This window comes from Stenotrophomonas forensis, assembly GCF_028752115.1.
Lineage (GTDB): Bacteria > Pseudomonadota > Gammaproteobacteria > Xanthomonadales > Xanthomonadaceae > Stenotrophomonas > Stenotrophomonas forensis.
The window spans coordinates 4,538,291-4,564,322 of the sequence record NZ_CP082270.1 but is presented as its reverse complement, the minus strand read 5'-3'; the positions used below and the strand labels follow the sequence as shown (position 1 = coordinate 4,564,322).

The following is a 26,032-nucleotide window of genomic DNA, read 5'->3' as shown; positions in this document are numbered from 1 at the left end:
GATGGTGCAACTCCGGAAAGGGCAGGTCATGAAATGCTCTTCAACCCAATGCCGGCGGCGTCTGGTCTGGCGCCCAGATCCAGAAGGTGTCACCCCAGTCGCTGTTGATGGCGGGGAACACATCGCCTTGCTTGAAGAAGCGCCGACCACCTTGCGCGGGCGTGTACCACCAGCCGGCCACAGGCACCCGCTTGCCGGCGGCGACTCGGTCCGGTCGGAGATCCGGCTGATCGGTGCCGGTGTAGCTGCCGTCGATTTCCTCGAATTCATCGGCAATGGGTTCGACAAAATACCAGTCGCAATCCTTCAGATCGAAGGCCGAACCGGCGATCACTGACGGAGCCACCTTCACCAGATCGGCCTGAATGTCTGACCATCCATAGGGATCCAGATGCCGGTTTGCATCGAGGAAGCGATACAGGCCTTCTGCATCGCCCCACAGTCGCTCTCGACCGAACTGCCGCAGTACGGCTCGTCCAACATCATTGGGGGCCATGGCTGGGCAAAGGTGTCCGTACCCACCAGTCCATGCAAACTGAAGTGAAGCTATGGGGTCATCTTTGGCAACGTAGATACCAGTGCGCGGAGGAACCTGATTGGTTCGCACGACAAAATCTGTGCGGACACGGAATTTTGGGATTCGATGTGAGTCGATCACGCCCTTGTTCCAGAGCAGCCAGAATGAGAAGTCATTCTTGACGGGGGGGCGTGCGACTATGCCGGAGAGCTCCCGTGCATATCTGAAGACGCTTTCGGTGGTGTCACGGAACAGCTTTTCCTGCTCCGGCGTCGCCCAGGCCATCTGGTAGGCGTACTCCTCCAGCATGCGAGCACATTGGTGCTCGCCTGCGACACTGTATTGCTCGATTGAGCGCAGTGCTATGTCCTTGACGATGCCTTCACGAAACTCCATGAGCGCCGGAAAAGCGTACGTCGCGAAGTGTGATGCCGTATTTTGGGAGCTCCAACCTGCCAAGGCTCTGCCCGCCGTATCCAGATGCGATCGCTCATTGAGCATCTGGTCGGTCAGCGCCAGCAGGCTGTCGATCTGCGGCAACAATCCCTTCAGATAATCCATCGAGGTGAAATGATGGATGAGGGCGGCTTGGCGCTTGTGCCAGGGATTGAGTTCCAGGTATTGGTTGCTCATGTTCAGCGATTGAGTTTCTGGCCGGAGATGTTTGGCAGCCCTAGCTTCACATCGTTCATCTGGGTGCCAAAATCAGTTGTGCCCCAGCCTGTGTCAAGAGGGCCGAGAATGCGCGGATTGTTGATCTCCGTCCGGAGGCCTACGTACTTTACCTGCTCGTGCGGAGGCAGCAGCTTCCACTTGTCATAGGTCATGCTGCTCTTGGTCATGGCGCCGGTGGTTTCATTGACCGCGTAGTACTCCGAACTATCGGCCAACGTCCTCTTCCCCGGCATGCCGGAAGCGTCATATTCAAAGGCCGCATCGAATTTGATCTGCTCGTAGCCGCCTTCAAGGTGGTGATCCTTCAGCTCTTTCTTGATTTGCGCAGATGCCGGGCCGCGCCACACCTTCAGTTCTTCTCCTGCCTTGAGCTCATAGACGACGAACTGTCCATTGGGGTTCCAGTCTGGCCAGACGGCCAGGTGCTTTCGCCAGGTGGCCCTCGGGTCGGCTGACTTCATGATCGTATTGAAGACTTCTTCGGTAACCCAGTCCGCACCGGCACTGAAGTTCGCTGGTGAGACCACGCGATACAGCTTTGCAGGTCCCTTGATCGTATCGGCGCACATGCCTTTGGCAAAACTCTTGATCTGGTCATCGGTCAATTTCGGGAAGCCCTTGTCCGCCATCTTGTCGACACGTGCACGATAGTCGGACGGATCGAGCGGCATATTCTTGGTTGGCTCTCCTTTACCAAGCCACGAAGGCGGCGGATCAACCCGCCGCATCAACGTGACGGCATGTGCCTCGGGCAGCGTTCCGGTGAAATGGAAATTGCCGGCGTTGACGATGCCGCGTCGCTGCACCATGTCTTCGAATTCAAGGCGCTTGATGATCGTGTCAAGGATGCGCTGTACGGGCGCCAGTACTTTTCCGATGTAGTTGTCTGCGATCTTCCGGATGCCAACGACGAGGTCGATGGTCTCCTGGGCACGGCGCCCCACCATCGGGATGTCGGCCACCTTGCCCAGCAGGCTACGCATCAGCAGCACGGCGCGATCGAAGGCTTTCAACAGCTGTGCCTGGGTCACCCGTGCACGCACGATGCGGGTCTGCTTGGCCAGCTCATGGAACACGCGGTCCCAGCGCAGTGCTTTCCAGTATTGGGCGACCTCACGTCGGCGCAGGAGCGTGATGACCCAGCTCATGGCCTCATCCACAGCGCGCACAAGATGGTTCAAGCCGAAGCGGCGGATGAAGAGGAAGAAGATCTTCAATACACCCTTCAGCAGCGAGCCCAGCGTGGGGATCAGGCCGATCAGGGTCAGGACCAGCGCGATCCAGGCCCAGGAATTGCTCTTGTCGTCGTTGATCTGCTTGCAGTTGGCAATGATGTCTCGGACGTCGCAGACCTGGTCCACGCCGGGGATCATTGAAATGGCGGTGTCGAATACGACCTGCCCGGTGCTGCGCTCCTGGTTGAAGTCCCCCTGGATCGACTCCCACAGCCATGCGAAGACGTTCTTGCCGCCGTCGACAGCACTCCTGTACTGCTCGCTGATGAAGGCGAGCGCTTCGCGAAGCTGCTGCAGGGTGACGGGGGCTGCCTGATTGGGGAGATCGGTGCGCGAATCACCCACGGCCCGCACCCTGTTGAGGGTTGGCGATCAGTTCGAGGTCGGGCCAGTTGTCTTCCGTATCAGCGCTGCGGGGTTCATAGACGACCTTCTCTACCTCCTGCTTCGGGATGGGCTCATGGTGGGCCTTGCCGGCAACATCCAGCTTTCCCTTGATGACCGAGCCGTTCCTGAAGTGGATTTCGTAAGGAGTGCCTGCCATGGCCTGTTGTGTTTCCACATCGCGGTAGTCCAACGCGATCCAGTCGGGAATGCGCTGAAGCCCTCCAGGAAGCGGAGGGATGAACGGGACAGCGTGCTCCCCGCCCATGAACGGATGCTCGCCGGCCTTGACCTTGAACTCGCCGGGGCAGCTGAAGGTGATGTTGCCGCCCTCCAGCGTGATCGCACTGCTGCCGGCCTGCAGCACCACCTTGGTCTGCGCCAGCACGTCGATGCGCTCGTCGGTGGCGGTGATGGTCAGCGCCTGCTCGCTCAGCAGTTCCAGCTCGCCATCGTTGGCCTGCAGGCTGACCGGCCCCTGTGCGGCGATCACCCGCAGCGGGCCGCTCTGCGCGAACAGCGAGACGTGCTCGCCGGACACGGTGGCGAGGGTCTCGCCGGCGCTGACGTGCAGGTCCTGCTGCACGGTCATCTGCAGGTTCTGCCCGGCATAGGCCACGGCGCTGGCCGCGGTGGTCCAGGCCACGTGGTGCGGCGCTTCGGCCACCAGCAGCGGCGTGCCCAGCCGTTCCACCGGCTGCTCGCCAGGGCTGCGGCCGTCGCTGCCGGGCTTCATCGCGCTCTGCCCGTTCACGTCGCCGGTATAGCGGCCCTGTGCCTTCGGGTCGATCTGCTCGCGCAGCTGCTGGGTGCGCTGGTACTCGGCCAGGCCCGGCACCTGCTGCTCGGCCAGGGTCTGCTGCATCTGTTCCAGGCTGCGTTCGGCGCCTTTGAGCTGCGCCACCACGCTGGCGTTGTCCATCACCGTGGATGCGGCGCGCTCCTGCAGGCTGGCCGACAGCAGCAGGCCTTCGCTGGCATGCACGTTGCCCCAGCCCTGCGTGGCCAGCTCGAAACCTTCGCCGCGCAGCGCGCCGCGGGCGGTGTCCTGATGGGCGATCAGGTAGCCCAGTTCCAGCCGGCTGTCGGCCAGCGAGCTGTGCAGGCGGGTGCGCAGCTGGCCGGGGGTGTCATCCATCAGCCACTGCTGGGTGCCGCTGCCGTCGTGGGCCTGGGTATGCAGGCCACTGAGCACGCCGGGATGGCGCGCGTTCTCGTCGATGCCACCACCGAAGGGCGGGGCGACCTCGCCGTTGTACAGCTGGCCGGTGATGCGCGGCTGGTCGATGTCGCCGTGCAGGAATTCCACCAGCACCTCGCTGCCCACGCGGGGCAGGAAGCTGGTGCCCCAGTTGGGGCCGGCCACCCATTCGGCCACGGCCACCCAGCTGCCGCTGGTGTGGTCGCCGGGGGCATGGCCGGGCTGGGCACTGCCGGTGTCGGTCAGGCCACCGGGGTTGGGCGTACTGCCGCGTTGCCAGCCAAACTGGATGCGCACCTGGTGCTCGCGGTTGGGGGTCACCGCCGCGTTGGCGATGCCGACCACGCGCGCGGTCTGCGGGCCGTGCAGGGTGGGGCGGTCCTGCGGCAGGGCACGCAGCGGCACGCCACTGCCGGTGGCGATGAAGCTGTTGCGGTAGGCACCGCGCTCCAGTGCCGGGCTGCCCAGCAGGTCGGCAATGCCCTGGTCCAGGTTGTTCAGGGCCACGTGCTGCACCGCCAGCAGCTGGAAGGCCTGGCCTTCGTGCTGCGGATGCTGGGCCAGGCTGAAGGTGCTGCCGGCGGCCAGCTGGCGCTCGCTGCCGCTGCCGCTGTAGAGCACCTGGCCGACGCGCAGCGCATCCAGCCGCGCCTGCGCTTCGGCATCGGCCCAGCCGGACTGCGCGAAACGGCCGGCGCGCGGCTGCACATAGACCTCCAGCGCCGGCAGGCTGCCAGCGTCGGCACTGGACTGCGCGGCCACGGCACCGACCTGCTCGCTGTGCCAGCTGGCCACGGTGCTGGCGTTGGGCACCAGCTGCTGGCGCTCGGCGAAGGCGGTGATGCCATCGCGCGCCTCGGCCATGTCGGCGCGATGGAAGCGCAACGTGCCGCGGTCAGGCAGCTCGGCCCCCGGCTCGAACACCACCAGCGTGTGCGCGGCCTCATCGCCCTGTGCCTGCTCGATGCGCCAGGCCAGGCCGGCTTCGGCCAGCAGGCGGGTGACGAAGGCCCAGTCGGTCTCGCGGTACTGGGTGGTGATCGCACGGACCGGCAGTTCGGCCTGCACGTCGAAGCGGAACACTGCCTGCGGGTAGTCGGTGAAGATCTGCTCGCAGATGGCGCGGGTGTCCTGGTCCTGGAAGATCACCGCGTTGCGGCGTAGCCGCAGCAGCGCCGTCCAGGGTTCAAGGATCAGGCGGTAGCGGGCCAGGCCGCCATCGCTGCCCAGCTGTGCCGCCTCGGTGCACAGGCCATGCCACTGCCGCAGCGAGCCGTCGGCCTGGCGCAGCTGCAGGGTCAGCGGCTGCTCCAGCCAGGATTCCAGTTCCAGGAAGGCGTCGGTGGCCAGGCAGTCGATCTGCAGGCGGTTGTCGCCGCAGACCGATTCGGTGCCTTCGAAGCGTTCGACGACCCACGCTTCATGCAGCCCCTGCAAGCGCAGCAGGCGTGGTTGCCGGGCGTCGAGCGTGATTGCCCGGACCAGTGCGACACCAGCGGCATCCATGCCCATGCAGAATCTCCCTTTGTAGTGGGAGAACTGTTGGGGCAGGACGCCGCCGGCTGCCGCGAGCTACGCCATTCCTGCGGGATGCATCACGCTTGCCGGCCCCGGATCGGGCTGTTCACGACAGGATTACGGAAGACGGGCTGTGCAATCGCGACGCCGCGATCAGCCCCGCTTGCCGGCAAACCGTGCTTCGATCTCTTCCAGCGACTTGCCCTTGGTCTCGGGCAGCCATAGCGCGGCCACCAGGAAGAACACGAAGGTGCACGCCGCCCAGAACACGAACATGCTGGCGTAGCCGTAGTGGCCCACGGTGGGCAGGAAGATCGCGGCGATGGTAGTGGACACGAACTGGTTGATCAGCAGCGCGATGCTCATGCCGTTGGAACGGATGCGGTTGGGCATCAGTTCGGACAGCGCCAGCCACACGCAGACGCCGGGGCCGACTGCGAAGAACGCGACGAATACCAGGATGCAGGCGGCCACGGCCCAGCCGTGTGCCGGCGGCGGCACCGGGCCGATGCGGGCCTGCTCGATGCGCAACGGTGCCTGCGCGGCCTTGGCCGGGTCGGCGAACGGGTTCAGGTGGAGCGTGCGGAAGAACGCGCCGATCACGCTGTCCGGCTGCACGGTGCCGGCACGCTCGATGCGCAGCTCGCGATCGGTCAGGTTGTCGCTGCGCAGGGCGCGCACATTGGTGAAATCGCCGTAGGCGTACGACACGGTCAGCTGCAGTGGCCGGCCTTCGCTGTCGATGCCTCCGCCCAGGCGCTGCCACTGCGTTTCATCCAGCACCAGCTGCAGGCCATCGCCGCTGACGGCGGCCTGCAGCTGCGATTGCACGTCTGCGCGGCCACGCTCGGCCTGGAAGAACAGGGTCGCGGCGGCCAGCAGGGCCACGCAGATACCGCCGCTGCCGAGCATCAGCAGGAACTTTCGGCCCTTGCGATCGACCAGCAGCAGCGCGACCACGGTCATCACCGCATTGAGCAGCTTGATCGCCACGTCGGCGCTGTTGGCCACCGAGCCGGACAGGCCGGCCTGGTTGAGGATGTTCACCGCGTACGCCAGCACCGAATTGATGCCGGTGGCCTGGGTGCAGGCCAGTACCACGCAGGCGAGCAGGAACGGCACCACGTAGCGGCGGCTGAGCAGCGGGTCGCGCTTGCCGCTGCTGCTGCTCGATTCCGGTGCCTGGATCTGTGCAAGCGTCGGCTCCACCTCCGAAGCGGGCAGCACGCGCTGCAGGCTGCGGCGCGCGTCATCGATGCGGCCGCGACGCACCAGCCAGCGCGGCGACTCGGACAGCCAGAAGATGCCGGCGCAGAACAGCAGGCCCGGCGCCAGGCAGGTCCAGAAGATGGTGCGCCAGGCGTGGTCCTTCACCGTGAACAGTTCCTGCGCCTGTTGCGCGACCGGCAGTGAGCGCACGGCTTCAGCGGCGGCGTCGACTGCATGTGCGTGGTACAGGCCGATCAGCGCCGCCAGTACCAGGCCGATGGTCAGCAGCAGCTGGAACATGGCCGCACCGCGCCCGCGTCGTTCGGGGCTGAGCACTTCGGCCAGGTACAGCGGAATCACCACACCGATCAGGCCGCCACTGATGCCCTGCAGCAGGCGGCCTAGCAGCAACGGCGTGTAACCCGAGGCCAGCGCCATGATCGGAATCGACGCGGTGAACAGCAGGCCGGCCAGCAGCATCGCGCCGCGGCGGCCGATCAGGTCGGCCACCATGCCGGCGAACAGCGAGGACAGCACGCTGCCCAGCAGCACCGCCGCCACGACGAAGCCGAGCTGCTGGCTGCTGAGTTGCCACGCGTGGCTGGCGGTGGCTTCAAGATAGGGCAGGGCACCAGCGATGATGCCGATATCGATGCCGTACAGAAGGCCGCCGAGGCCGCCGATGAAGAGCAGGTAGCGTACGGGCCAGCGCGGGGCGGTGGGTGCAGTCATCGGCATATTCCCAGGAGGCGTTTCGGTGCGGATTGCTTTCGTAGAGTCGAGCTTGCTCGACTGACCGCGCAGGGCGCGGCAGAGCAGTCGAGCAAGCTCGACTCTACAAAGGCGGTGCGTCAGGCATTTCCGGCGTCAAGGAGCGGTGGTACGTCAGGTGTTCCAGGCGTCAGGACGGGCGGCACGTCAGGCGTTTGCAGCGTTCAAATCAACCACGTGCCCGCCGACCACCACCTGCTGCAGGCGCAGTTCGGCGTCCAGCACCACCAGGTCGGCGCGGGCGTCGGGCGCGATGCGGCCGCGATCGCCCAGGCCAAGGTAGTCGGCAGGGAAGGTGGAAACGCGTTGCGAGGCGTCAGCCAGGTCCAGCCCGACCCGCACCAGGTTGCGCAACGCCTGGTCCATGGTCAGCGCGCTGCCGGCCAGCGAACCGGTCGCCAGTCGCACGCAGCCGCCGCACTTGTGCACGCGTTGCTCGCCCAGGGCGTATTCGCCATCGGGCATGCCGGTGGCCGCAGTGGCGTCGGTCACTGCGTACAGGCGCGGGATCGCGCGCGCGGCCAGCCGGATCACGCCGGGGTGGATGTGCTGCAGGTCGGGAATGATCTCGGCGTACTGCGCATGCGCCAGCGCCGCCGCGGCAATGCCCGGGCGATAGTGATCGACGCCGGTCATGCCGTTGAACAGGTGGGTGAAGCCGGAGGCTCCGGCCTGCAGCGCGGCCACGCCTTCCTCGTAGGTACCTGCGCTGTGGCCGAGCTGCACACGGATGCCCATCGCTGCAAGCGCGGGAATCAACGCGGTGTGCTCGCCGATCTCCGGCGCCAGCGTCATCACCCGGATCGGGGCGAGTGCGTGCAGCTGCTGCACCAGGGCCAGCGTCGCTTCGATCGTGCGGTTGGGCTGCGCGCCCAGCCGTTGCGGGCTGATGAAGGGGCCCTCCAGATGCACGCCGACAATGCTCGCGGCCTCTGCATCTGGTGCCGCTATCGCAGCGGCCACGCCCTGCAGCGCCTGCTCGATTTCGTCCAGGCCAGCGGTCATGGTGGTGGCCAGCAGCGTGGTGGTACCAAAGCGCAGATGGGTGCGGGCAATGGTGCGCGCCACGTCGCCGCCCTGCATCAGGTCCACGCCGGCTGCGCCATGCACATGCAGGTCGATGAAGCCGGGCAGGATCACCGGCAGCTGCAGATCGTCAGCGCCGCTGTGGTCGTCCACCTGCAGCTGACGCACGTGCGAATCGAAGTGGACATGGCCACGCCGCCAACCCAGTGGGGTGAGGATGCGGCCCTGCAGGGAGCGGGTGTCGGTCATGTGGTGGGCTCGGCGATGATCACTTCGATGCCCAGCCGTTGCAGTCCCTCGCGGGTGGCGTCGTCGATGCCGGCGTCGGTGATGATGGTGTGGATCTGGTCGAGGCGCGCAATGCGGTGCAGGCTGACGCGGCCGAACTTGGAGGCATCGGTCAGCACCACGATGCGGCGCGCGCGCTCGACCATGCGGTGGTTGAGGCGGGCTTCGGCTTCGTCGTGGGTGGTCAGGCCGAACTGCAGGTCCAGGCCATCCACGCCCAGGAACAGGGTGTCGAAGCTGTACGAGTTGAGGCTGGCTTCGGCCTGGCTTCCCTGCAGCGACAGCGACTGCTGGCGCAGCAGGCCGCCGGTCAGCAGCACGTTGATGCCCGTTGCATTGGCCAGCTCCCAGGCGATGTTCAGGCCGTTGGTCATCACCGTGACGTCGCGATGCGCGCGCAGATGGCGGGCCAGGGTCATCGTGGTCGAGCCGGAATCGATGATGATGTTGTCGCCCGGCTGCACCAGGCGCGCGGCGCGCGCACCGATCGACTCCTTCAGCGGCAGGTTCAGCGCATCCTTCTCGTGGATGTCCTGTTCCTGCGGCGGCGTGCGCACCAGGGTGGCGCCGCCGTGAGTGCGGTTGGCCAGGCCCTGCGACTCGAAGTGGGTCAGGTCGGCCCGGATGGTCACCGCCGACACGCCGAAGCGCTCGACCAGATCGGCTACCTGCACCGAGCCGTGCTCGATCAGCAGCTGCAGGATCTGTTGCCGGCGGGAGCGGGTGTTGCGCATGGCCATTCTCGGTTTCGCGGGGAAAGGTAGAGATTAGCCGTTCGCAGTAACGGCGGCAGCCGAGGCTGCGGTCCGCGTGCGGATGCCGGCCTGGTTGGCACTGCAGGCGCGGGCGTACTCGCCCAGGCACAGGCCGATACGGTGCTGCACCAGTGCGGTGGGCGTGTTGGCCAGAGCGCCCTCGCGCACGGCACGGTACTGCTCCGGCAGGTACTGGCTGAGCAGCACCAGTGGCGGTGCGTGCTGTTCCAGGTTGGCGAACAGGGTCTGCACCGCCTGCACCAGTGCCGGCTCGCCCCAGTAGTAGCGGCAGCGGTCGCTGAAGGAGTAGCTGCGCAGCAGGCGCAGTGCGGCGTCATCGCCCTGGTAGTAGGACTGCCAGTACTTCGGCTGCGCCACCATCACCTCGTCCAGCACCTGCGGCAGGCGCGAGCATTGCGCGGCCGGCAGCAGTTCCGCTTCGATCGCAGCCAGCGCGAACAGCGCTTCACGGTAGGCGAAGGTGGCGGCCGGGCCGACCTTGAGGATGGCGAAGTGGTCGCGCACCAGCGTGTGCAGGCCGCTTTCGCGCTGGTAGTCGGTGGAGTGCGCTTCGAACACGATGCGCGGCTGCTGTTCGAGGAAATCGGCCAGCGTGCCAGCGGCGGCGGCATCGTACTCGTGCACGCTGCTGTGGTCGAAGTCCACGCCCGGCTGCACCACCATCGCGATCACGCGCTGCCAGGCATCGCGCAGCTGCGGCGTATCGAATGCCTGCTGGTGGATGGCCAGGGTCTGCGCGGCGGCCGCGGGCGTGGTCACCTGCAGGCCTTCGGCCAGCGAGGCTTCGCCTCCGGGAATCGGCACTTCGGTACCGATCACGTAGACCGGCGGTGGCAGGCCATGCTCGGCGGCGGTGCGCTCGGCGATCCCGGCCAGCTCGGCCGAGCGCGCGGCGACGATGGCATCGGGCAACGGCACCGGGTCGTCGGCACAGGACATGCTGCAGTCCAGATGGATCTTGTGGAAGCCGGCGGCGACGTAGGCCTCGATCAGCACGCGGGCGTGGGTCATCGCTTCGGCGGCCGGGCGCTTCTGCCAGGCATTCGGGCCAAGATGATCACCGCCCAGGATCAGCCGCTCGCGCGGGAACCCTTCTTCATCTGCCAGGGTGCCGACGTAATCGCGGTACTGCGGCGGGGTCATGCCGGTGTAGCCGCCGAACTGGTCGACCTGGTTGGAGGTGGCCTCGACCAGCAGCACGGTGCCGTGCGCCAGCGCCACGTGCATGGCGGCGCGCAGCACCTGCTCGTTGCTGCAGCAGACGCTGTACAGGCCGACGTTGGCACCGGCGCGGTGGGAGGCAAGCAGGGTCTGCAACGGGGACATGGTCAGGCTCCGGACATCAGGAAAACGAGGGGTGGCAGGCGAGCAGGGCAGCACCACGTGCGCCGCCGGCATCGCCGAAGCGGGGCGGCACGATCGGCGGTACCTGCACGCCGTTGAACAGATGGGCGGCGATGGCCGCTGGCAGCTGCTGGTACAGCGGCGCGTACTGCGAGAGGCCACCGCCAAGCACGATCACATGCGGGTCCAGCGCCAGCACGAGTGCGGCCAGGCTGTGGCCGAGCAGGTCGCGGTGGATGTCCAGCGCCTTGCGCGCGCGGGTATCGCCGGCTTCGGCGAGTGCGATCACCGCGCTGGCGTCGGCGGCACTGCCGCCCAGATGGCGTTCGATCATCGCCAGTCCACTGCCGGAGACGTAACGCTCGACGCAGCCCTGCAGGCCGCAGGCGCAGTCGATCAGCGGCAGGCCGTGGCGCTGCAGCAGGTGGCCGGGCACGCTCCAGTGGCCCCATTCGCCGGCCAGGCCGTTGAAGCCGGACAGCAGGCGGCCGTGCAGGCAGAAACCACCGCCTGCACCGGTGCCGAGGATGGCGCCAAACATGCTGGGGTAGCCGTCGGCGGCACCGCCATGTGCTTCCGACAGGGCGAAGCACTGCAGGTCGTTGCCGAAGTGCAGCGGGCGCTGCAGGCGGGCCTGCAGATCCGACGCCACGCTGTGGCCGGTCAGTGCCGGCACGTTCGCGCTGAGCTGGCGACCCGTGCGGCGATCACGCACGCCGGGCAGCGCGATGCCGATGGCGGCGTCGTTGCGGCCCAGTGCGGCATCTGCATCGGCCACCAGCCCCAGCATCGCCTGCAGGAAGCCTTCATAGTCGCCCTGCGGCGTGCTGACGCGGCGGCGCCAGGTGACCTGCATCGCCGCATCGCACGCCACCAGCTCGATCTTGGTGCCGCCGATGTCGATGCCGTAGCCGGCGTGGGCGATCAGCTCAGCCATGGTGGATGGTGACGCCCTTGACGACGCGGTTGACGGTGCCGTCCGGGAACGGGTTGTCCGGGGTCAGGCCCAACGCGGCCGAGCGTTGCAGCGCGAACAGCTGCGCAAAGCCCAGCCACACCGGCGCCAGCCACGGGTCATCCAGTGCCGGCACGGTGAGGGTGTATTCGTCTTCGGCACCGATATCCGAATGCGGGCCGATCGCCAGCACCTGGCCGGCCACGCCGTCGCGGCGCAGTTCTTCCAGCAGGTCCTGCTCGTAGCGGCGCGCCAGCGGCTGCACGCTGCGCAGCACCACCACCAGCGTGTTGCCGTCCAGCGTCGACTTCGGGCCGTGGCGGAAACCCAGTGGCGTATTGGCCAGCGCCAGCACGCGGCCGGCGGTCAGCTCCAGCACCTTCAGCGCGCACTCGCGGGCCAGCGCTTCCAGCGGGCCGCTGCCGAGATAGATGATGCGGTTGAACGGGCGCTGCGCCAGCGCGGCGACCGGCGCATCCCACTGCGCCTGGCCTTCGCGGGCCAGCGCGGCGATCTGCTTCAGGCGCGCGATGCGCGCGTCCCACGGCGAGCGGTCGAATACGGTCAGCGCGGCCAGCAGCATGCAGGTCAGGCTGCTGGTCATGGCGAAGGCGCGGTCGCAGCTGGCCGACGGCATCAGCAGGGTGCAGGTATCGGCACGGCCGGCACCGCGGCGGGCCAGCTCGCCATCGGCGTTGCAGGTGATGTCGAGGAAGCGTGCGTCATCCACGTCGCCGCGCACGCGGTCCACTGCCGCCACGCTTTCCGGGCTGGAGCCACTGCGGCCGAACGAGACCAGCAGGGTCGGGCGGTCGCGCTGCAGGTACAGCGCCGGGTGGGTCAGCAGGCTGGTGGTATGCACCACGCGCACGTCGGCCGGCCACTGCGCGTTGATCGCGTCGGCCACCATCTCGGCGATGAAGCCGGAGCTGCCGGCGCCGGTGAACAGCACGCGCTGGTGGGGATCGTTGAGGCTGTCGCCGAGGAAGGCCTGCAGGCGGTCGCGGGCACGCGACAGATCCTGCGCAAGGGCTTCCCACAGCGCAGGCTGCTGGGCGATTTCGGTAGCGGTATCGGCTCCGCCCAGGCGCTGCCAGGCGGACACATCGGAAAGCAGGGTGACGTCCATTCGGAGGTTCCAGTTGGGCCAGCGCACCATCTGTGTTTTCTTTCGAAATGTCAAATACCGAAAGCAAAAAGAAAGAAAATGTGATGCCGTGTTTGCCTTGAGCTGGACGTGCGGGAGAACGAAAGAAGAGGCTGGATGCCGTATCGCACAATGATTAACAGGCGCCTGCAAGCGCTTACACAAAGTATTGCGACGCAGCAACTTTCGTTTCAAAGGAATATATCTTCCTTTTTCCTTTCAATTTGTTGACATCTTTCGAATCGCTGCCCTAGAGTCGGCCCAACCGCTTTCGAAACGCCCGGTGAACGGGTTGGGAGTCCGCGTGGAAAACTGCGTTCGTCGCTCGCCGCTGATGCTGGCCCTGTTGCCGGCGCTGATGCTGGCGTCCCTGCCGGCCCGGGCAGAGCCGGTCGGCAACCTGCGTTCGGTGGCCGCCAGCGACAGCCGCGACGGCGTGCAGGGCTGGGACCTGCAGACCGACAAGGGCGCGCGCATCCGCATCGAACTGCCGGCGACCGACATCATCCGCGTGCAGGCCGGCCGCAATGGCACGCTGACCGGCGCGGGCGACAAGGCCGCGCCGATCGTACTGCCGCAACCGCAGGCGAACGTAAAGGCGCAGCTGGAAGAAGACGCGCAGGAAATCCGCGTGCGTACCGATGCGCTGGTGCTGCATGTGCAGCGGCAGCCGTTGCGCCTGCGCCTGGAGCGCCTGGACAACGGCCAGCCCACCGCGCTGTGGCAGGAACTGCAGCCGCTGGACCTGGATGCCACGCAGAGCGTGCAGGTGCTGTCCTCGCAGGCTGACGAAGGCTACTTCGGTGGTGGCCAGCAGAACGGCCGTTACCAGTTCAAGGGCCGCGAGCTGGAGGTGTCCTATTCCGGTGGCTGGGAAGAGGGCGACCGCCCGAGCCCGGCACCCATGCTGCTCAGCAGCCGCGGCTGGGGCATGCTGCGCAACACCTGGAGCGATGGCAGCTACGACCTGCGCCAGCCCGACCAGGCCACGCTGCTGCATCGCGAAGATCGGTTTGATGCGTACTACTTCGTCGGCGCCGACCTGCCGAAGCTGATCGAACGCTACACCCAGCTGACCGGCCGCCCGAACATGGTCGCGCGCTGGGCGCTGTCCTATGGCGATGCCGATTGCTACAACGACGGCGACAATGCGAAGAAGCCGGGTACCGTGCCCGAGGGCTGGAGCGACGGCCCGACCGGCACCACCCCCGACGTGATCGACAGCGTGGCCAAGCAGTACCGCGCGCACGACATGCCCGGTGGCTGGATCCTGCCCAACGATGGGTATGGCTGCGGTTACAAGCAGTTGCCGGAAACGGTGAAGGGCCTGGCCGGCTACGGCTTCCGCACCGGCCTGTGGACCGAGAACGGCGTCGACAAGATCGCCTGGGAAGTGGGCAAGGCCGGCAGCCGCGTGCAGAAGCTGGACGTGGCCTGGACCGGCAAGGGCTACCAGTTCGCGATGGACGCCAACCGCCAGGCGTTCAACGGCATCCTCGACAATTCCGATTCGCGCCCGTTCCTGTGGACGGTGATGGGCTGGGCCGGCATCCAGCGCTACGCAGTGGCCTGGACCGGCGACCAGAGCAGCAGTTGGGACTACATCCGCTGGCACGTGCCGACCCTGGTCGGTTCGGGCCTGTCCGGCATGGCCTACGCCAGCGGTGACGTCGACGCGATTTTCGGCGGCAGCGCCGAAACCTTCACCCGTGATCTGCAGTGGAAGGCGTTCACCCCGGTGCTGATGGGCATGAGCGGCTGGTCGTCGAACGCGCGCAAGCACCCGTGGTGGTACGACGAGCCCTACCGCAGCATCAACCGCGATTACCTGAAGTTGAAGATGCGCCTGACCCCGTACATGTACGGGCTGGTGCACGAGGCCGCGCAGACCGGCGCGCCGCCGGTGCGTGGCCTGATGTGGGACAACCCGCGCGATCCGCACGCGCAGGATGAAACCTACAAGTACCAGTTCCTGCTCGGCCGCGACCTGCTGGTGGCGCCGGTGTATCGCAGCCAGGCGGCCAGCCGTGGCTGGCGCCGCGACATCCACCTGCCGGCCGGCGGCTGGATCGACTACTGGGATGGCCGTCGCGTGCAGGCCGCTGCCGAGGGACGCCAGCTGGATCGCCAGGTCGACCTGGCCACGCTGCCGGTATTCGTACGTGCCGGTGCGATCCTGCCGATGTACCCGTCGATGCTGTTCGACGGTGAAAAGCCGCTGGATGAGGTGACGTTCGACCTGTACCCGCAGGGTGATTCGCAGTACACGCTGTACGAAGACGATGGCAACACCCGCCGTTACCAGCAAGGCGAGTCGAGCACGCAGGTGATCCGCGTGCAGGCACCGGCGCAGGGTAGTGGCCCGGTGCAGGTGCAGATCGATGCGGTGCAGGGCCAGTACAACGGCCAGCTGGCGCAGCGTCGCTATGGCCTGCGCGTACTCAGCCGGCAGGCGCCGCGTGCGGTGCAGGCCGGCGGCCGCGCGCTGCCTGCATTGGCTGACGCCGCCGCCTTCAACACTGCGGCCGAAGGCTGGTACTTCGATGCCCAGGAGCGCCGCGGCACCCTGCATGTGCGTACCGCCGCGCAGGACATCCGCCAGCCGCTGCAGTTGCAGCTGGACTTTGCGGTGGCCGCTGCCGTGGCCGATGATGCCTACCCCGCCGCGCCCGTGCTCGGCCGCGAACTGCCGGCCGACAGCCTGCTGGTGGTCAACCGCCCGGCCGAAGAGCCCGGCCATGCGCTGGAAAACGCCTTCGACGACGATCCCGGCACCTGGTTCCGCAGCGTGCGCAACCAGGCGGTGCGCACCGGGGCACACGAGTGGGTGATCGGCTTTGGCGAGCGCAGGATGATCGATGGCATCGACATCGCCCCGCGCAACGACAAGAACTGGAAGCACGGCCAGGTGCGCGATTACGAGGTGTACCTGGGCGACAGCAATGGCGAGTGGGGCGAGCCGATTGCCCGTGGCCGCCTGCAGCTGAAGGAAGGCGTGCAGCGCATCGACTTCCCGGCGCATGCAGGCCGCCTGCTGCGGTTCCGCGTGCTGAGCGTGCAGAACCCGGAGGGCGACGGCGCCAGCAGCACCGACCCGATGGTCACCGCAGCGCAGGGCAGTGCCCGCGCCTTCGATGCGCTGCAGCCGCGCGACGTCGGCCCGATCGCGCTGTCCACCTTCCACATCCTTGAGCACCAGGAACCGGAGCGACCGGCCCGGCAGCGCTATCTCTCCGAGCTGCCGGTGCCGGCCGCGCTGGCCAGCCAGGTGCGCGCCGACCAGTCGTTCCGTGGCGATGCCGGCATGCGCATGAACGGCCTGCAGTTCCGCCGTGGCCTGGGCGTGGCCGCCAACAGCCGCATCGACCTGCGCCTGCAGGGCGGCTGGCGCCTGCTGCGCGCCGACCTCGGCATCGACGACGCGTGCCGCAGTGCCGGTGGCCTGCAGTTCCAGGTCTGGGGCGACAACCGCCTGCTGTACGACAGCGGCCTGGTGAAGGCGCCCGGCGTGGTCAAGCCGGAGCTGGACATCCGTGGCCTTTCCACCCTGAGCCTGCGCACGCTGGGTGCGCAGGGCAGCCAACCCGCCCAGGTCTGTGCCAACTGGGCCAACGCCGTGCTGATCGGCCAGGAGGGCGACTCCGCCAGCATCGTCGCCCCATGACCCCCTCGTAACACCGCTCCTCCCCCCGCCCATACCGACTACGGCCCTGCTGGCCGTGGCCCGGGAGCGTTTTGCCCGCCGATCCACCATTCGCGCCGCACCCCTGCCAGGAGAGAACCCCGATGTTGCCCGCACGCCACCACCGCCCCCCCTGTCGCTCGATCGCTCCGCTGACGCTGGCCATTGCCGGCGTGCTGCTCTCGGTCGCCGTTCCTGCCGTTGCACAAGAGAGCAAGGACAAGGCCACCGACCTGGCCCGCATCGAGGTGACCGGCTCCAACATCCGCCGCACCGACGTTGAAACCGCCTCGCCGGTGCAGGTGATCAGCAAGCAGGACATCCAGAACATGGGTGCGCGCACGCTGCTGCAGGTGCTGGACAACCTGCCGGCGGCTCGCCCGGCACAGCAGGACGCGCGTTCGCTGTTCACCGGTTCCGACGGTGCTTCGCAGGCCAACCTGCGCGGGCTGGGTGCACAGGGCACGCTGGTGCTGCTGAACGGTCGTCGCCTTTCGTACTACGGCGCACCGGCCGGCTTCCAGACCCAGTTCGTCAACATCGATGCGATTCCGGCCGCGGCCATCGAGCGCATGGAAGTGCTGACCGACGGCGCCTCGGCGGTGTACGGCACCGACGCGGTGGCCGGCGTGATCAACGTGATCACCAAGCGCAACTTCCAGGGTGCCGAAGTCAGCTTCACCAACGACACCTCCTCGCGCATCGACTCCTACGGCGAACGCCAGGCCAGCATCACCGCCGGCTTCGGCGACCTGGCCGAGAACCGCTTCAACATCTACGGCGCGGTGAACATGTACCGCCGCGACGCGATTCCGCTGAGCGACTTCTACGACAAGCGGCCCGACCAGTACTACGTCAACAACCCGAACTACCTCAACAACCTGCGCCTGGGCGTGGGCAGCAAGCCGGGCGAGTTCAACCCGGGCAGCTACTTCGCGTTTGATCCGGTGACCGGCCGCCGCGTGCAGGAGGCAGCACCGGGCTGCAAGAACGTGCTGACCAGTGAAGCGGCCGGCCCGCGTTGCGTCTGGGAAACCTGGATGAACAACGAGATCGATGCCGGCGCCAAGTCCGAGCGCAACACCGCCTACCTCAACGGCACTTTCCTGGTGGGCGAGAGCACCGAGATCTTCGCCGAGGCGACCTACACCGACATCGACCTGCGCGCCAACGGTGGCACCCCGCGCACCTACGGCACCACCACCGGCAACCCGACCAGCTGGTTCTCGCGCAACACCGGCAACAACGTCAACCAGTTCCTGTATCCGTTCCTGGGCCCGAACAACGAGTACAACCACGCCAGCCCGGAAATGAAGGCGATGATGGGCGGCGTGGTCGGCCTGCAGTACCTGCTGCAGGATGCCGGCGCCAACTACTTCGGCCAGCGCAACACCGACAAGAGCTACCGTGTGCTGGCCGGCGCGCGCGGCAACGTGGGCGACTGGAACTGGGAAACCGCGTTCGCCAGCGCCGGCACCCACTCCACCACCTACCAGACCATCAACGTCAACACCAAGGGCTTCGAGAAGGCCTTCGGCCCGTACACGATCGATCCGGGCACTGGCCGCGTGATCATTTCCGATCATCCGGCCTACAAGTTCGGCGAGATCAGCGAAGCCAACGCCGCACTCATCCGTGAAGCCTTCCCGACCTTCGACATCCAGTCGTGGACCCGCCTGCATACCCTGGACGGCAAGATCGAAGGACCGCTGTTCCAGCTGCCGGCCGGCGAGATGCGTGCAGCGTTCGGCTTCAACGCCAGCCGCGAAACCTTCTACACCCCGGGCAACGCCGATGCGGCCAACGGCCTGATAACCCAGCAGGGCGGCTCGTGGTTCGATGGCAAGCGCAATACCTATGCGCTGTTCGCCGAGACCGTGGCGCCGATCACCGACAAGCTGGAGCTGGATGCGGCGGTGCGCGTGGACAAGTACCCGAACTTCAGCGCCAACATCGCACCGAAGATCGGCTTCAAGTACCAGGCCTTCGATCAGCTGATGCTGCGTGGTACCTACTCCACCGGCTTCCGCGCACCGAGCCTGGCCGAGTCCGGCAACGGCGGCGTGTTCGCACAGCTGGGCGGCTTCCGCGACGAGCTGCGCTGCAACGAGACCAACGCCATCGCCAACCTGCTGCTGAAGTCGCAGCGGCCGGGTGATGTCGACCTCGGCAAGACCCTGCTGAACGTGGATTGCAGCCGTACCGTGGCGCGCATGACCCAGCCGAACAAGGACCTGAAGCCGGAGAAGGCGAAGATCGCCACCCTCGGCTTCGTCTACGAGCCGGCGAGCTGGCTGTCGGTGTCGGCCGACTACTGGTTCATCTACCGAAACAACGAGATCGTCGCGCCGGACTACCGCCGCATGGAAGACATCATCTCGATGTCGCGTTCGCCGATCACCGACAGCGACCGGGCCAACCTGGCGCAGCTGGCGGCGATGTGCGCCGATCCGGCCAGCGGCGTGAGCTGCCCGGCGAACCTGCCGGGCTACTCGGCGGGCAACGTGGCCAGCGTGGTCGGCCAGTACAAGAACCGTGGCAAGACCCTGATCGACGGCTTCGACATCGATGCGCGCAGCCGCTTCTCGCTGGGTGACTGGGGCAACCTGAACATCGGCCTGGCCGCCACCATCGCCAACCGCAACCGCTTCTACATGGATGCGGAGAACGGCTGGTACTACGGCGATGTGGTGGGCTACTACAACAACCCGCGCCTGCGTGCCACGCTCAATGCCGACTGGACCTACAAGCAGGTCACCACCAGCATGTTCGTCAACTATGTGGGCGGCACCAAGTGGGCCACCGACCAGGTCGACGAAGTGAGCAACAACAAGGAAACCTGCACCGGCGGTTACCTGGCACTGCAGAAGAGCAAGTGTGACGGTGCACCGTCGTGGTGGACCGCCAACATGAGCGTCACCTGGCGCCCGGATGATGCTTGGAACCTGAGCTTCACCGTCAAGAACCTGTTCAACCGCCTGCCGTTCTATGACCCGAACAGCTTCCTGGGTGACTCCAGTGACTACGCGACCATCTTCGGTCGTGGTTACAGTGTGACCATCGGCTACCGGTTCAAGTAATTCCGTTTGCGTGACCTGGCGTGCCGGCTGCGGCCGGCACGCTGCCTAGAGGAGAGATGTTTGCCATGAAGCGTAGGGAATTCATCGCGGCCAGCGCCGCTGTCGCCGCCAGCAGCCTGCTGCCGCAGACCCCGGCATGGGCACGCGGGCGCAAGGTGCGCCTGGCCATGATCGGTACCGGCATGCGTGGCCTGGTGCTGCTGAAGGAACTGGTGCGCCGCGACGATGTCGAAGTGGTCGCGCTGTGCGACATCGAGCCGATCATGCTCGGCCGCGCCGTGGACATGGTCAGCAAGGCCGGCAAGCCGGCGCCGAAGACCTATGGCCAGGACCGTGACACCAACGCCTGGAAGCGCCTGCTGGAACAGAAGGGCATCGATGGCGTGATCATCGCCACGCCGTGGGAATACCACGCACCGATGGCGATTGCCGCGATGCAGGCCGGCGTGGCCGTGGGCTGCGAAGTGGTGGCCGGCATCACCCTGCAGGACCACTGGGACGTGCTGAAGACCCAGCTGAGCACCGGCACCCCGTACATGCTGCTGGAGAACGTCTGCTACCGCCGTGACGTGATGGCCGCACTGCAGATGGTGCGCCAGGGCCTGTTCGGCGAGCTGGTGCATCTGCAGGCCGGCTACCAGCACGACCTGCGCGGCGTGAAGTTCAACTCCGGCGATCCGAGCCAGCCGTACGACAGCGGCGTGGAATTCGGCCCCAAGGGCTGGAGCGAAGCGCGCTGGCGCACCGAGCATTCGGTCGAGCGCAACGGTGAGCTGTACCCCAGCCACGGCATCGGCCCCTGCGCGATGTACACCGGCATCAACCGCGGCAACCGCTTCACCCACATCAATGCGTTCGCGACCAAGGCGCGCGGCCTGCACGAATACACCGTGGCCAAGAGTGGCGGCACCACCCATCCCAGCACCAGGGTCAAGTTCAAGCTGGGCGACATCGTGACCACCACGCTGGCCTGCGAGAACGGCGAAACCATCCTGCTGCAGCACGACACCTCGCTGCCGCGCCCGTATTCGATGGGCTTCCGCGTGCAGGGCACCAAGGGCCTGTGGATGGATGTCAACCATTCGATCCACATCGAAGGCCGCAGCCCGCCGCACCAGTGGGAAGAGTTCAAGAAGTACCAGGACGAGTACGAGCATCCGCTGTGGAAGCAGAACGCGGACACCGCCGCCAGCGCCGGCCACGGTGGCATGGACTGGTTCGTCATCCATGCCTTCGTGGAAGCGCTGAAGGCCAAGGCGCCGATGCCGATCGACATCTACGACGCGGTGACCTGGAGTGCGATCACGCCGTTGAGCGAGCAGTCGATCGCCAACAGCTTCCAGACGCTGGAGTTCCCGGACTTCACCGCGGGCGCGTGGAAGCAGCGCAAGCCGATCTTCGCGTTTGACGGCAGGTACTGAGTTCTGCCCCTTCCATGCGGTGACAGCAACGCCGGGCATTGTCCGGCGTTGCTGTTTTTCCTGCCTCACTGCGCAGGCCAGCGCTCTGCTACCCGATCGGCCAGCACCAGCCGGGTATCCATCTGCCGGCCATCGCGCAGATAACGGACGCCCAGGCCGGTTCCCATTGGGCGCTCGCGCAGCTGCGCGCGCCAGTCGCCCAGCTTCCGCGTGGCCACCGGCTCGCCATCGATCATGACAATGCGGTCATCCCTTCGCAGCCCGGCGCGTGCCCCGGCACTGGTTGGCGCCACATCGGCCACACGCAGTGCAGCGTCCTCGGCCTGAAGCCACAACCCACTGCGATCGAAGGCATCGGGCTGCGTGCTTTCAGCGTTGGGCACCAGGTACAGGCGCTTGGCATCGTAGTCGATGCCCATGGAGAAGCGCCGCAGCACGCCGCCACCGAGAATCGCGCCATAGTCGGCCAGGGCGAGCGCACCCTTGTCCGTGCTGGACAGATCACCGACCAGGCCATTGACCTCGACACTGCCCATGCGCAGCACACCCAGCCGTGCCGGTCGCGCGCGCCCCGGGCCACCGAGGCCCCAGCCAAGCACTGCTTCCTCGCTGGCGTGGTACTTCTCCAGCAGCCCATGCGTGCGCACGAACGGGCTGCTCAGGCTCAGCGAATTGCGTGACCCGGTGTCCAGCCACAGACGCAGCGGGATACCGTCCAGCTCGCCATTCAGTACCGGTGCGCGATCGTCCTGTTCGAACGGCAGCATCACGGCGTTGGCGGGCGGCTGGTAGTGGCCCGGCCGGGTGAAGCTGAGCACGCGCGCGCCATAGTCGAAGGTGGTGACAAAGCGCAGGAAGGTCTCATAGCCGATGAAGCCATCGTGTGGCACGCCCATCGAGTTGATCTGCTGGCCCAGGTCGATGATGTGGAACACCGGGTTTGCAAGGTGCGCGCCACCGATGCGCAGGTGGCGGGCCTGTGCCAGGCCCAGGTCGCTGGCGTTGTCGCCGGCGCCGTGCACGCTCAGGCGCCCCGTGGCGGTCAGGCCCAGGCGCTTGGCCGCCGTAGGGGTCAGCAGGTTGATGGCGCCGGTGTCGACCAGGAAGCGCGCCGGCTGGCCATCCACCTCGGCCTCGATATAGACATGGTTGTTGATCAGGTCGAACGGAACGCGGGTGGTGCCGCTGGCATCCTCGATGTAGCTGTCGGCGGCCATCGCCGGTGGCGCATACCGTGCGTCCGGCATCGGGCTGTTCACCCGATAGCGCTGCACCCGCACGTCGCTGCGCAATCGTGGATCGGCACGGCCCTGGGCATCGAGGGTGTCGGTGATGATGCGGTGGGGCAGCATCAGACCTTCCACGGCCCGGTAGTCTTCCAGCGTGGTGGCGGTGGGTGTGCGCGCGGAGGCAATGACCACCCGGCCGAGCAGGCCGCTGCGGGTGTCGAACCAGAGCTCGATCGGGTCCGCTCCCTCCGGCGTGGTTGACAGCACGTCATAGCGCTGTCCGTTGTGAATCCCGCCACGCGGGCCTGCAAAGCGTGAGGCCGGGTAGGCGCTGGACCAGTAGCCGCGGGTGGTCAGCCAGGACTGCGTGCGCGCGGTGCGGCGTGGCACGGTGCCATCCAGCAGGCCGACTTCGCCGCCGTAGTCGCGCCGCCAGGACAGTTGCCCATCAAACCCCTGCGCGACGATGAAGTCCCCCAGCTGCGCCTGTTCGACATAGCGCCCGGCGCGCAGATCCTGGTTGAGCTCCCACCGCCCATGCAGACCACCCAGCGACTGCTCGCCCTCAGCCTGCAGGTGCTGTGTAGCCTGCCAGCGCTCGCCGCCACTGGCTGCGCGGGCCCTGGCCAGCACATCGGCAGCATCCACCGCTGCGGCGTGTAAAGGAACCGCCAGCATCCACAGCAGGCCACACAGCATCCGTCGCAAACGCATCGCTTCACCTCCTTCATTGGGTCAGAAGGTGATGGCAGCGCAGGGACGGGAGATATTCGACCGGGCGTGAAGGATTGGACGTTCAGTCGGACGTGGTGCGACGGCGCCGGTACTCGCTGGGCGTCTGCCCGGTGGCGCGCTTGAACGCGCTGTTGAAGGTGGACTTGCTGCCGAAGCCGGCGGCAAGGCCGATGTCCAGCACGCTGCGGAGGTCGGACGGATCGGACAGGCACGTTCTCGCTGCAGCCACACGGAAGCCGGTCACGAACTCGGAAAAGTTCTGGCCGAGGCCCTGGTTGAGGGCCTGCGAGACCTGGTTGGATGACCAGCCGCTGCGCTGGCTGAGGGACTGGAGATCCAGTCCGGGCGCTTCATGCAGGCGTTCGTCCTGCATCAATGCGGTCAGCGCGCTGGCAATGGCCGCGCACTGCGTTGCATCGATGCCCGAGCGTTCGTAGCGTGCGCGGGGCGTGTCCTCGGTGGATGCGGGCATGTCCATCAGGACGGGTGCCGAAGTGACCACACGTGCACGCAGCTGCTGGCGTACGACCTGGCACGCCAGCAGGTACATACCTGCCGTGGTTAACAGGCTGAGCCCGATACTGGCCAGAAGCGGAGCGGCGTCCGGCGGCCACCGGTTCATCGCGCTGGCCAGCCAGCAGCCCGCCATCACGATTGCCAGCCCGCGTAGTCCGCTGCGTTGGATGGCAGTTCCGCGCGGAGCCGAAGGCGTGCGCAGTGACAGCCACAGCGTGGCCAGCAGGTAGGGCGTGCCCTGCAGCAGCCAGCCATGGAAGCTGAGCTGGAACAGCACCTTGCCCAGCAGCGAGGCTTCGAAAGGCGCAGCAGCATTCAACAGGGAAATGACGAACGCGAGCATGGCCGGCAGCAGATGCGCGAGCGGCAGCAACGAAGTGTGGTCCGGCGCAGGGGACAGCAGCGCACGTGCATGGCGGTACAGCAGCGGACCCAGCAGAAAGACCAGTGGCACCTCGATGACCCGCAGCCAGCGCACGGCGTCGGCCGACAGCCAGGCCTGGCCACCCAGCAGCACCAGTCCGAACAGGTTGGCGGCGGCGAAACAGGCGAAGAAGGTGGTGAGCAGGTGGCTGCCATGCCGGGCGCGGCCGAAGCTCACTCCGGTGGACAAGGCGGCCAGGCCGAGAATCGCGGCGCCTGCCGCCAGCTGCAGCAGATCCGATGGCGTCATGCCTGCAGTGTTGATGAAGCACGCAGCAACGTCCAGCACCGGGAGCGGTGTGCAGGCAACAAGGGGAAGATGGCGCGCCCGGAGGGATTCGAACCCCCGACCAATGGCTTCGGAAGCCACTACTCTATCCGGCTGAGCTACGGGCGCGTTGTAGAACCGCCGCGCCGTCGGCCAATGCCGGGGCGGGCATCGCAGCGCCATGAAGCGGTGCGGGACCGGCATTCTATCCAGTTTCGCCGAACAAATCTCCCCCCACGGGCAAAGCCCTGCCAGAGGGGCAGGAGTATCCTATCGGCATGGCTGATACCCCCCTCACTTCGCCGCAGTCGCCGGCGACGCCGCGTTGGCGGCATTACTGGAGTCTGATGCGCGCTGATCGTCCGATCGGCACGCTGCTACTGCTGTGGCCCACCTGGTGGGCGCTGTGGCTGGCCGCCGGCGGCCTGCCGCCGTTGTGGACGCTGTTCGTGTTCACCGCGGGCGTGTGGCTGACCCGCTCGGCCGGTTGCGTCATCAACGACTACGCCGACCGCTGGCTCGACCCGCATGTGGAACGCACCAAGGCGCGTCCGCTGGCCACCGGCGCGATCAGTGGCCGCGCTGCGCTGGTGTTGTTCGCGGTGCTGATGCTGGTGGCGTTCGGCCTGGTGCTGACCCTGAACGGCCTGACCATCGGCCTGAGCTTCATCGGCGTGTTCCTGGCCGCCAGCTACCCCTACCTGAAGCGCTATACCCATCTGCCGCAGGTCTACCTGGGCATGTCGTTCGGCTGGGGCATCCCGATGGCATTCGCCGCCGTACAGGGCGAGGTGCCGATGCTGGGCTGGCTGCTGTACGCCGGCAACATCCTGTGGTCCACCGCCTACGACACCTGGTACGCCATGGTCGACCGCGAGGACGACCTGAAGATGGGCTCGCACTCCACCGCAATCCTGTTCGGTGATCTCGACCTGGTCATCCAGGGCGTGCTGTATGCGCTGTTCCTGGCCACCATGGCGCTGGTCGGCGTGCGCGGCGGGCTGGGCGGGTACTACCTGGCCGGCGTGGCCGTGGCCACCGTGCTGGTGGTGTACGAGTTCTGGATCTGCCGCAACCGCGAACGCGGCCCGTGCTTCAAGGCGTTCCTGCACAACAACTGGGTCGGTGCCGCGCTGTTTGCCGGCATCGCCGTGGACCTGGCGCTGCGCTGACGCCAGGGTGAGGTGAGCCGGCCGCTGGCCGGCTGTGCACGTGTGCGATCCCGAGGTTGCCGGCCAGCGGCCGGCACTACCAGCCTCCGCCACCTACGACAATTCCTGGGTTTGGTAGAGCCGGCCGCTGGCCGGCTGCACACGTGTGCGATCGCGAGGTTGCCGGCCAGCGGCCGGCACTACCAGCCTCCGGCACCTACGACGATCCCTGAGTCTGGTAGAGCCGGCCGCTGGCCGGCTGCACACGTGCACGATCCCGAGGTTGCCGGCCAGCGGCCGGCACTACCAGCCTCCGCCACCTACGACAATTCCTGGGTTTGGTAGAGCCGGCCGCTGGCCGGCTGCACACGTGTGCGATCCCGAGGTTGCCGGCCAGCGGCCGGCACGACCAGCCTCCGCCACCTACGACAATTCCTGGGATTGGTAGAGCCGGCCGCTGGCCGGCTGCACACGTGCACGA

General features: G+C 66.8%; 15 protein-coding genes and 1 tRNA gene. 4 read left to right on the top strand and 12 right to left on the bottom strand.

All coding sequences use genetic code 11. The annotated features are described in order from the left end of the window. Window positions 1-40: 40 nt before the first annotated feature. The 9 genes from K5L94_RS20870 to K5L94_RS20830 all read right to left on the bottom strand — a co-directional run bounded on the left by K5L94_RS20870 (window position 41) and on the right by K5L94_RS20830 (window position 13,028). A complete protein-coding gene (locus K5L94_RS20870) occupies window positions 41-1,150 on the bottom strand; it encodes a hypothetical protein (protein ID WP_053451070.1) in 1,110 nt (369 codons plus the stop codon). Window positions 1,151-1,152: 2 nt separating this feature from the next. After that, window positions 1,153-2,772 (bottom strand): hypothetical protein, encoded by a 1,620-nt coding sequence (locus K5L94_RS20865; protein ID WP_053451069.1) that lies wholly within the window; start codon window positions 2,770-2,772, stop codon window positions 1,153-1,155. Further along, on the bottom strand, window positions 2,765-5,518 hold the full coding sequence (locus K5L94_RS20860) for a type VI secretion system Vgr family protein (protein WP_425507588.1): 2,754 nt from the start codon (window positions 5,516-5,518) through the stop codon (window positions 2,765-2,767). Before K5L94_RS20860 ends, K5L94_RS20865 begins: the two co-directional genes overlap by 8 nt. Before the next feature lie 165 nt (window positions 5,519-5,683). Then, complete coding sequence (locus tag K5L94_RS20855; RefSeq protein ID WP_274511296.1) at window positions 5,684-7,471, bottom strand: MFS transporter; 1,788 nt, start codon at window positions 7,469-7,471, stop codon at window positions 5,684-5,686. Between the two features lie 186 nt (window positions 7,472-7,657). Continuing rightward, a complete protein-coding gene (gene nagA / locus K5L94_RS20850) occupies window positions 7,658-8,785 on the bottom strand; it encodes an N-acetylglucosamine-6-phosphate deacetylase (protein WP_274511295.1) in 1,128 nt (375 codons plus the stop codon). Next, window positions 8,782-9,558 carry a DeoR family transcriptional regulator gene (locus K5L94_RS20845; RefSeq protein WP_274511294.1) on the bottom strand — a complete coding sequence of 259 codons (777 nt, stop codon included), beginning with the start codon at window positions 9,556-9,558 and terminating at the stop codon, window positions 8,782-8,784. Before K5L94_RS20845 ends, nagA begins: the two co-directional genes overlap by 4 nt. Before the next feature lie 33 nt (window positions 9,559-9,591). Further along, on the bottom strand, window positions 9,592-10,926 hold the full coding sequence (locus K5L94_RS20840) for a D-tagatose-bisphosphate aldolase, class II, non-catalytic subunit (RefSeq protein WP_274511293.1): 1,335 nt from the start codon (window positions 10,924-10,926) through the stop codon (window positions 9,592-9,594). A gap of 16 nt (window positions 10,927-10,942) precedes the next feature. Next, window positions 10,943-11,881 carry an ROK family protein gene (locus tag K5L94_RS20835; RefSeq protein WP_053451065.1) on the bottom strand — a complete coding sequence of 313 codons (939 nt, stop codon included), beginning with the start codon at window positions 11,879-11,881 and terminating at the stop codon, window positions 10,943-10,945. Then, a complete protein-coding gene (locus K5L94_RS20830; RefSeq protein WP_053451064.1) occupies window positions 11,874-13,028 on the bottom strand; it encodes an SIS domain-containing protein in 1,155 nt (384 codons plus the stop codon). Before K5L94_RS20830 ends, K5L94_RS20835 begins: the two co-directional genes overlap by 8 nt. A gap of 322 nt (window positions 13,029-13,350) precedes the next feature. Between K5L94_RS20830 and K5L94_RS20825 the strand changes: the two genes are divergently transcribed. From K5L94_RS20825 to K5L94_RS20815, 3 genes are all read left to right on the top strand, one after another. After that, complete coding sequence (locus K5L94_RS20825; protein WP_274511292.1) at window positions 13,351-16,710, top strand: TIM-barrel domain-containing protein; 3,360 nt, start codon at window positions 13,351-13,353, stop codon at window positions 16,708-16,710. Window positions 16,711-16,832: 122 nt separating this feature from the next. Beyond that, complete coding sequence (locus K5L94_RS20820) at window positions 16,833-19,808, top strand: TonB-dependent receptor (protein WP_164241624.1); 2,976 nt, start codon at window positions 16,833-16,835, stop codon at window positions 19,806-19,808. A gap of 65 nt (window positions 19,809-19,873) precedes the next feature. Further along, window positions 19,874-21,229, top strand: coding sequence for a Gfo/Idh/MocA family protein (locus K5L94_RS20815; RefSeq protein WP_274511291.1), 1,356 nt, complete (start codon window positions 19,874-19,876; stop codon window positions 21,227-21,229). A 65-nt stretch (window positions 21,230-21,294) separates the two neighbouring features. On the opposite strand, the gene K5L94_RS20810 is transcribed toward K5L94_RS20815, so the two are convergent. The 3 genes from K5L94_RS20810 to K5L94_RS20800 form a co-directional block, all read right to left on the bottom strand. After that, window positions 21,295-23,172, bottom strand: a complete 1,878-nt coding sequence (locus K5L94_RS20810; RefSeq protein WP_274511290.1) for an aspartyl protease family protein — start codon at window positions 23,170-23,172, stop codon at window positions 21,295-21,297. Window positions 23,173-23,254: 82 nt separating this feature from the next. Then, complete coding sequence (locus K5L94_RS20805; protein WP_053451060.1) at window positions 23,255-24,382, bottom strand: helix-turn-helix domain-containing protein; 1,128 nt, start codon at window positions 24,380-24,382, stop codon at window positions 23,255-23,257. 70 nt (window positions 24,383-24,452) lie between these two features. Then, window positions 24,453-24,529 (bottom strand) — tRNA-Arg (locus K5L94_RS20800). 149 nt (window positions 24,530-24,678) lie between these two features. On the opposite strand from K5L94_RS20800, the gene ubiA reads away from it, so the two are divergent. Beyond that, the gene (ubiA, locus tag K5L94_RS20795) at window positions 24,679-25,572 is read left to right on the top strand and encodes a 4-hydroxybenzoate octaprenyltransferase (RefSeq protein WP_053451059.1); all 894 of its coding nucleotides are present in this window, start codon (window positions 24,679-24,681) and stop codon (window positions 25,570-25,572) included. Window positions 25,573-26,032: the final 460 nt, after the last annotated feature.

Coding starts and splice junctions, on each gene's coding strand:
- K5L94_RS20870 (WP_053451070.1), bottom strand. CDS start 1,150: ATGAGCAACCAATACCTGGAACTCAATCCCTGGCACAAGCGCCAAGCC.
- K5L94_RS20860 (WP_425507588.1), bottom strand. CDS start 5,518: ATGGATGCCGCTGGTGTCGCACTGGTCCGGGCAATCACGCTCGACGCC.
- K5L94_RS20855 (WP_274511296.1), bottom strand. CDS start 7,471: ATGACTGCACCCACCGCCCCGCGCTGGCCCGTACGCTACCTGCTCTTC.
- nagA (WP_274511295.1), bottom strand. CDS start 8,785: ATGACCGACACCCGCTCCCTGCAGGGCCGCATCCTCACCCCACTGGGT.
- K5L94_RS20845 (WP_274511294.1), bottom strand. CDS start 9,558: ATGCGCAACACCCGCTCCCGCCGGCAACAGATCCTGCAGCTGCTGATC.
- K5L94_RS20840 (WP_274511293.1), bottom strand. CDS start 10,926: ATGTCCCCGTTGCAGACCCTGCTTGCCTCCCACCGCGCCGGTGCCAAC.
- K5L94_RS20835 (WP_053451065.1), bottom strand. CDS start 11,881: ATGGCTGAGCTGATCGCCCACGCCGGCTACGGCATCGACATCGGCGGC.
- K5L94_RS20830 (WP_053451064.1), bottom strand. CDS start 13,028: ATGGACGTCACCCTGCTTTCCGATGTGTCCGCCTGGCAGCGCCTGGGC.
- K5L94_RS20820 (WP_164241624.1), top strand. CDS start 16,833: ATGTTGCCCGCACGCCACCACCGCCCCCCCTGTCGCTCGATCGCTCCG.
- K5L94_RS20815 (WP_274511291.1), top strand. CDS start 19,874: ATGAAGCGTAGGGAATTCATCGCGGCCAGCGCCGCTGTCGCCGCCAGC.
- K5L94_RS20810 (WP_274511290.1), bottom strand. CDS start 23,172: ATGCGTTTGCGACGGATGCTGTGTGGCCTGCTGTGGATGCTGGCGGTT.
- K5L94_RS20805 (WP_053451060.1), bottom strand. CDS start 24,382: ATGACGCCATCGGATCTGCTGCAGCTGGCGGCAGGCGCCGCGATTCTC.
- ubiA (WP_053451059.1), top strand. CDS start 24,679: ATGGCTGATACCCCCCTCACTTCGCCGCAGTCGCCGGCGACGCCGCGT.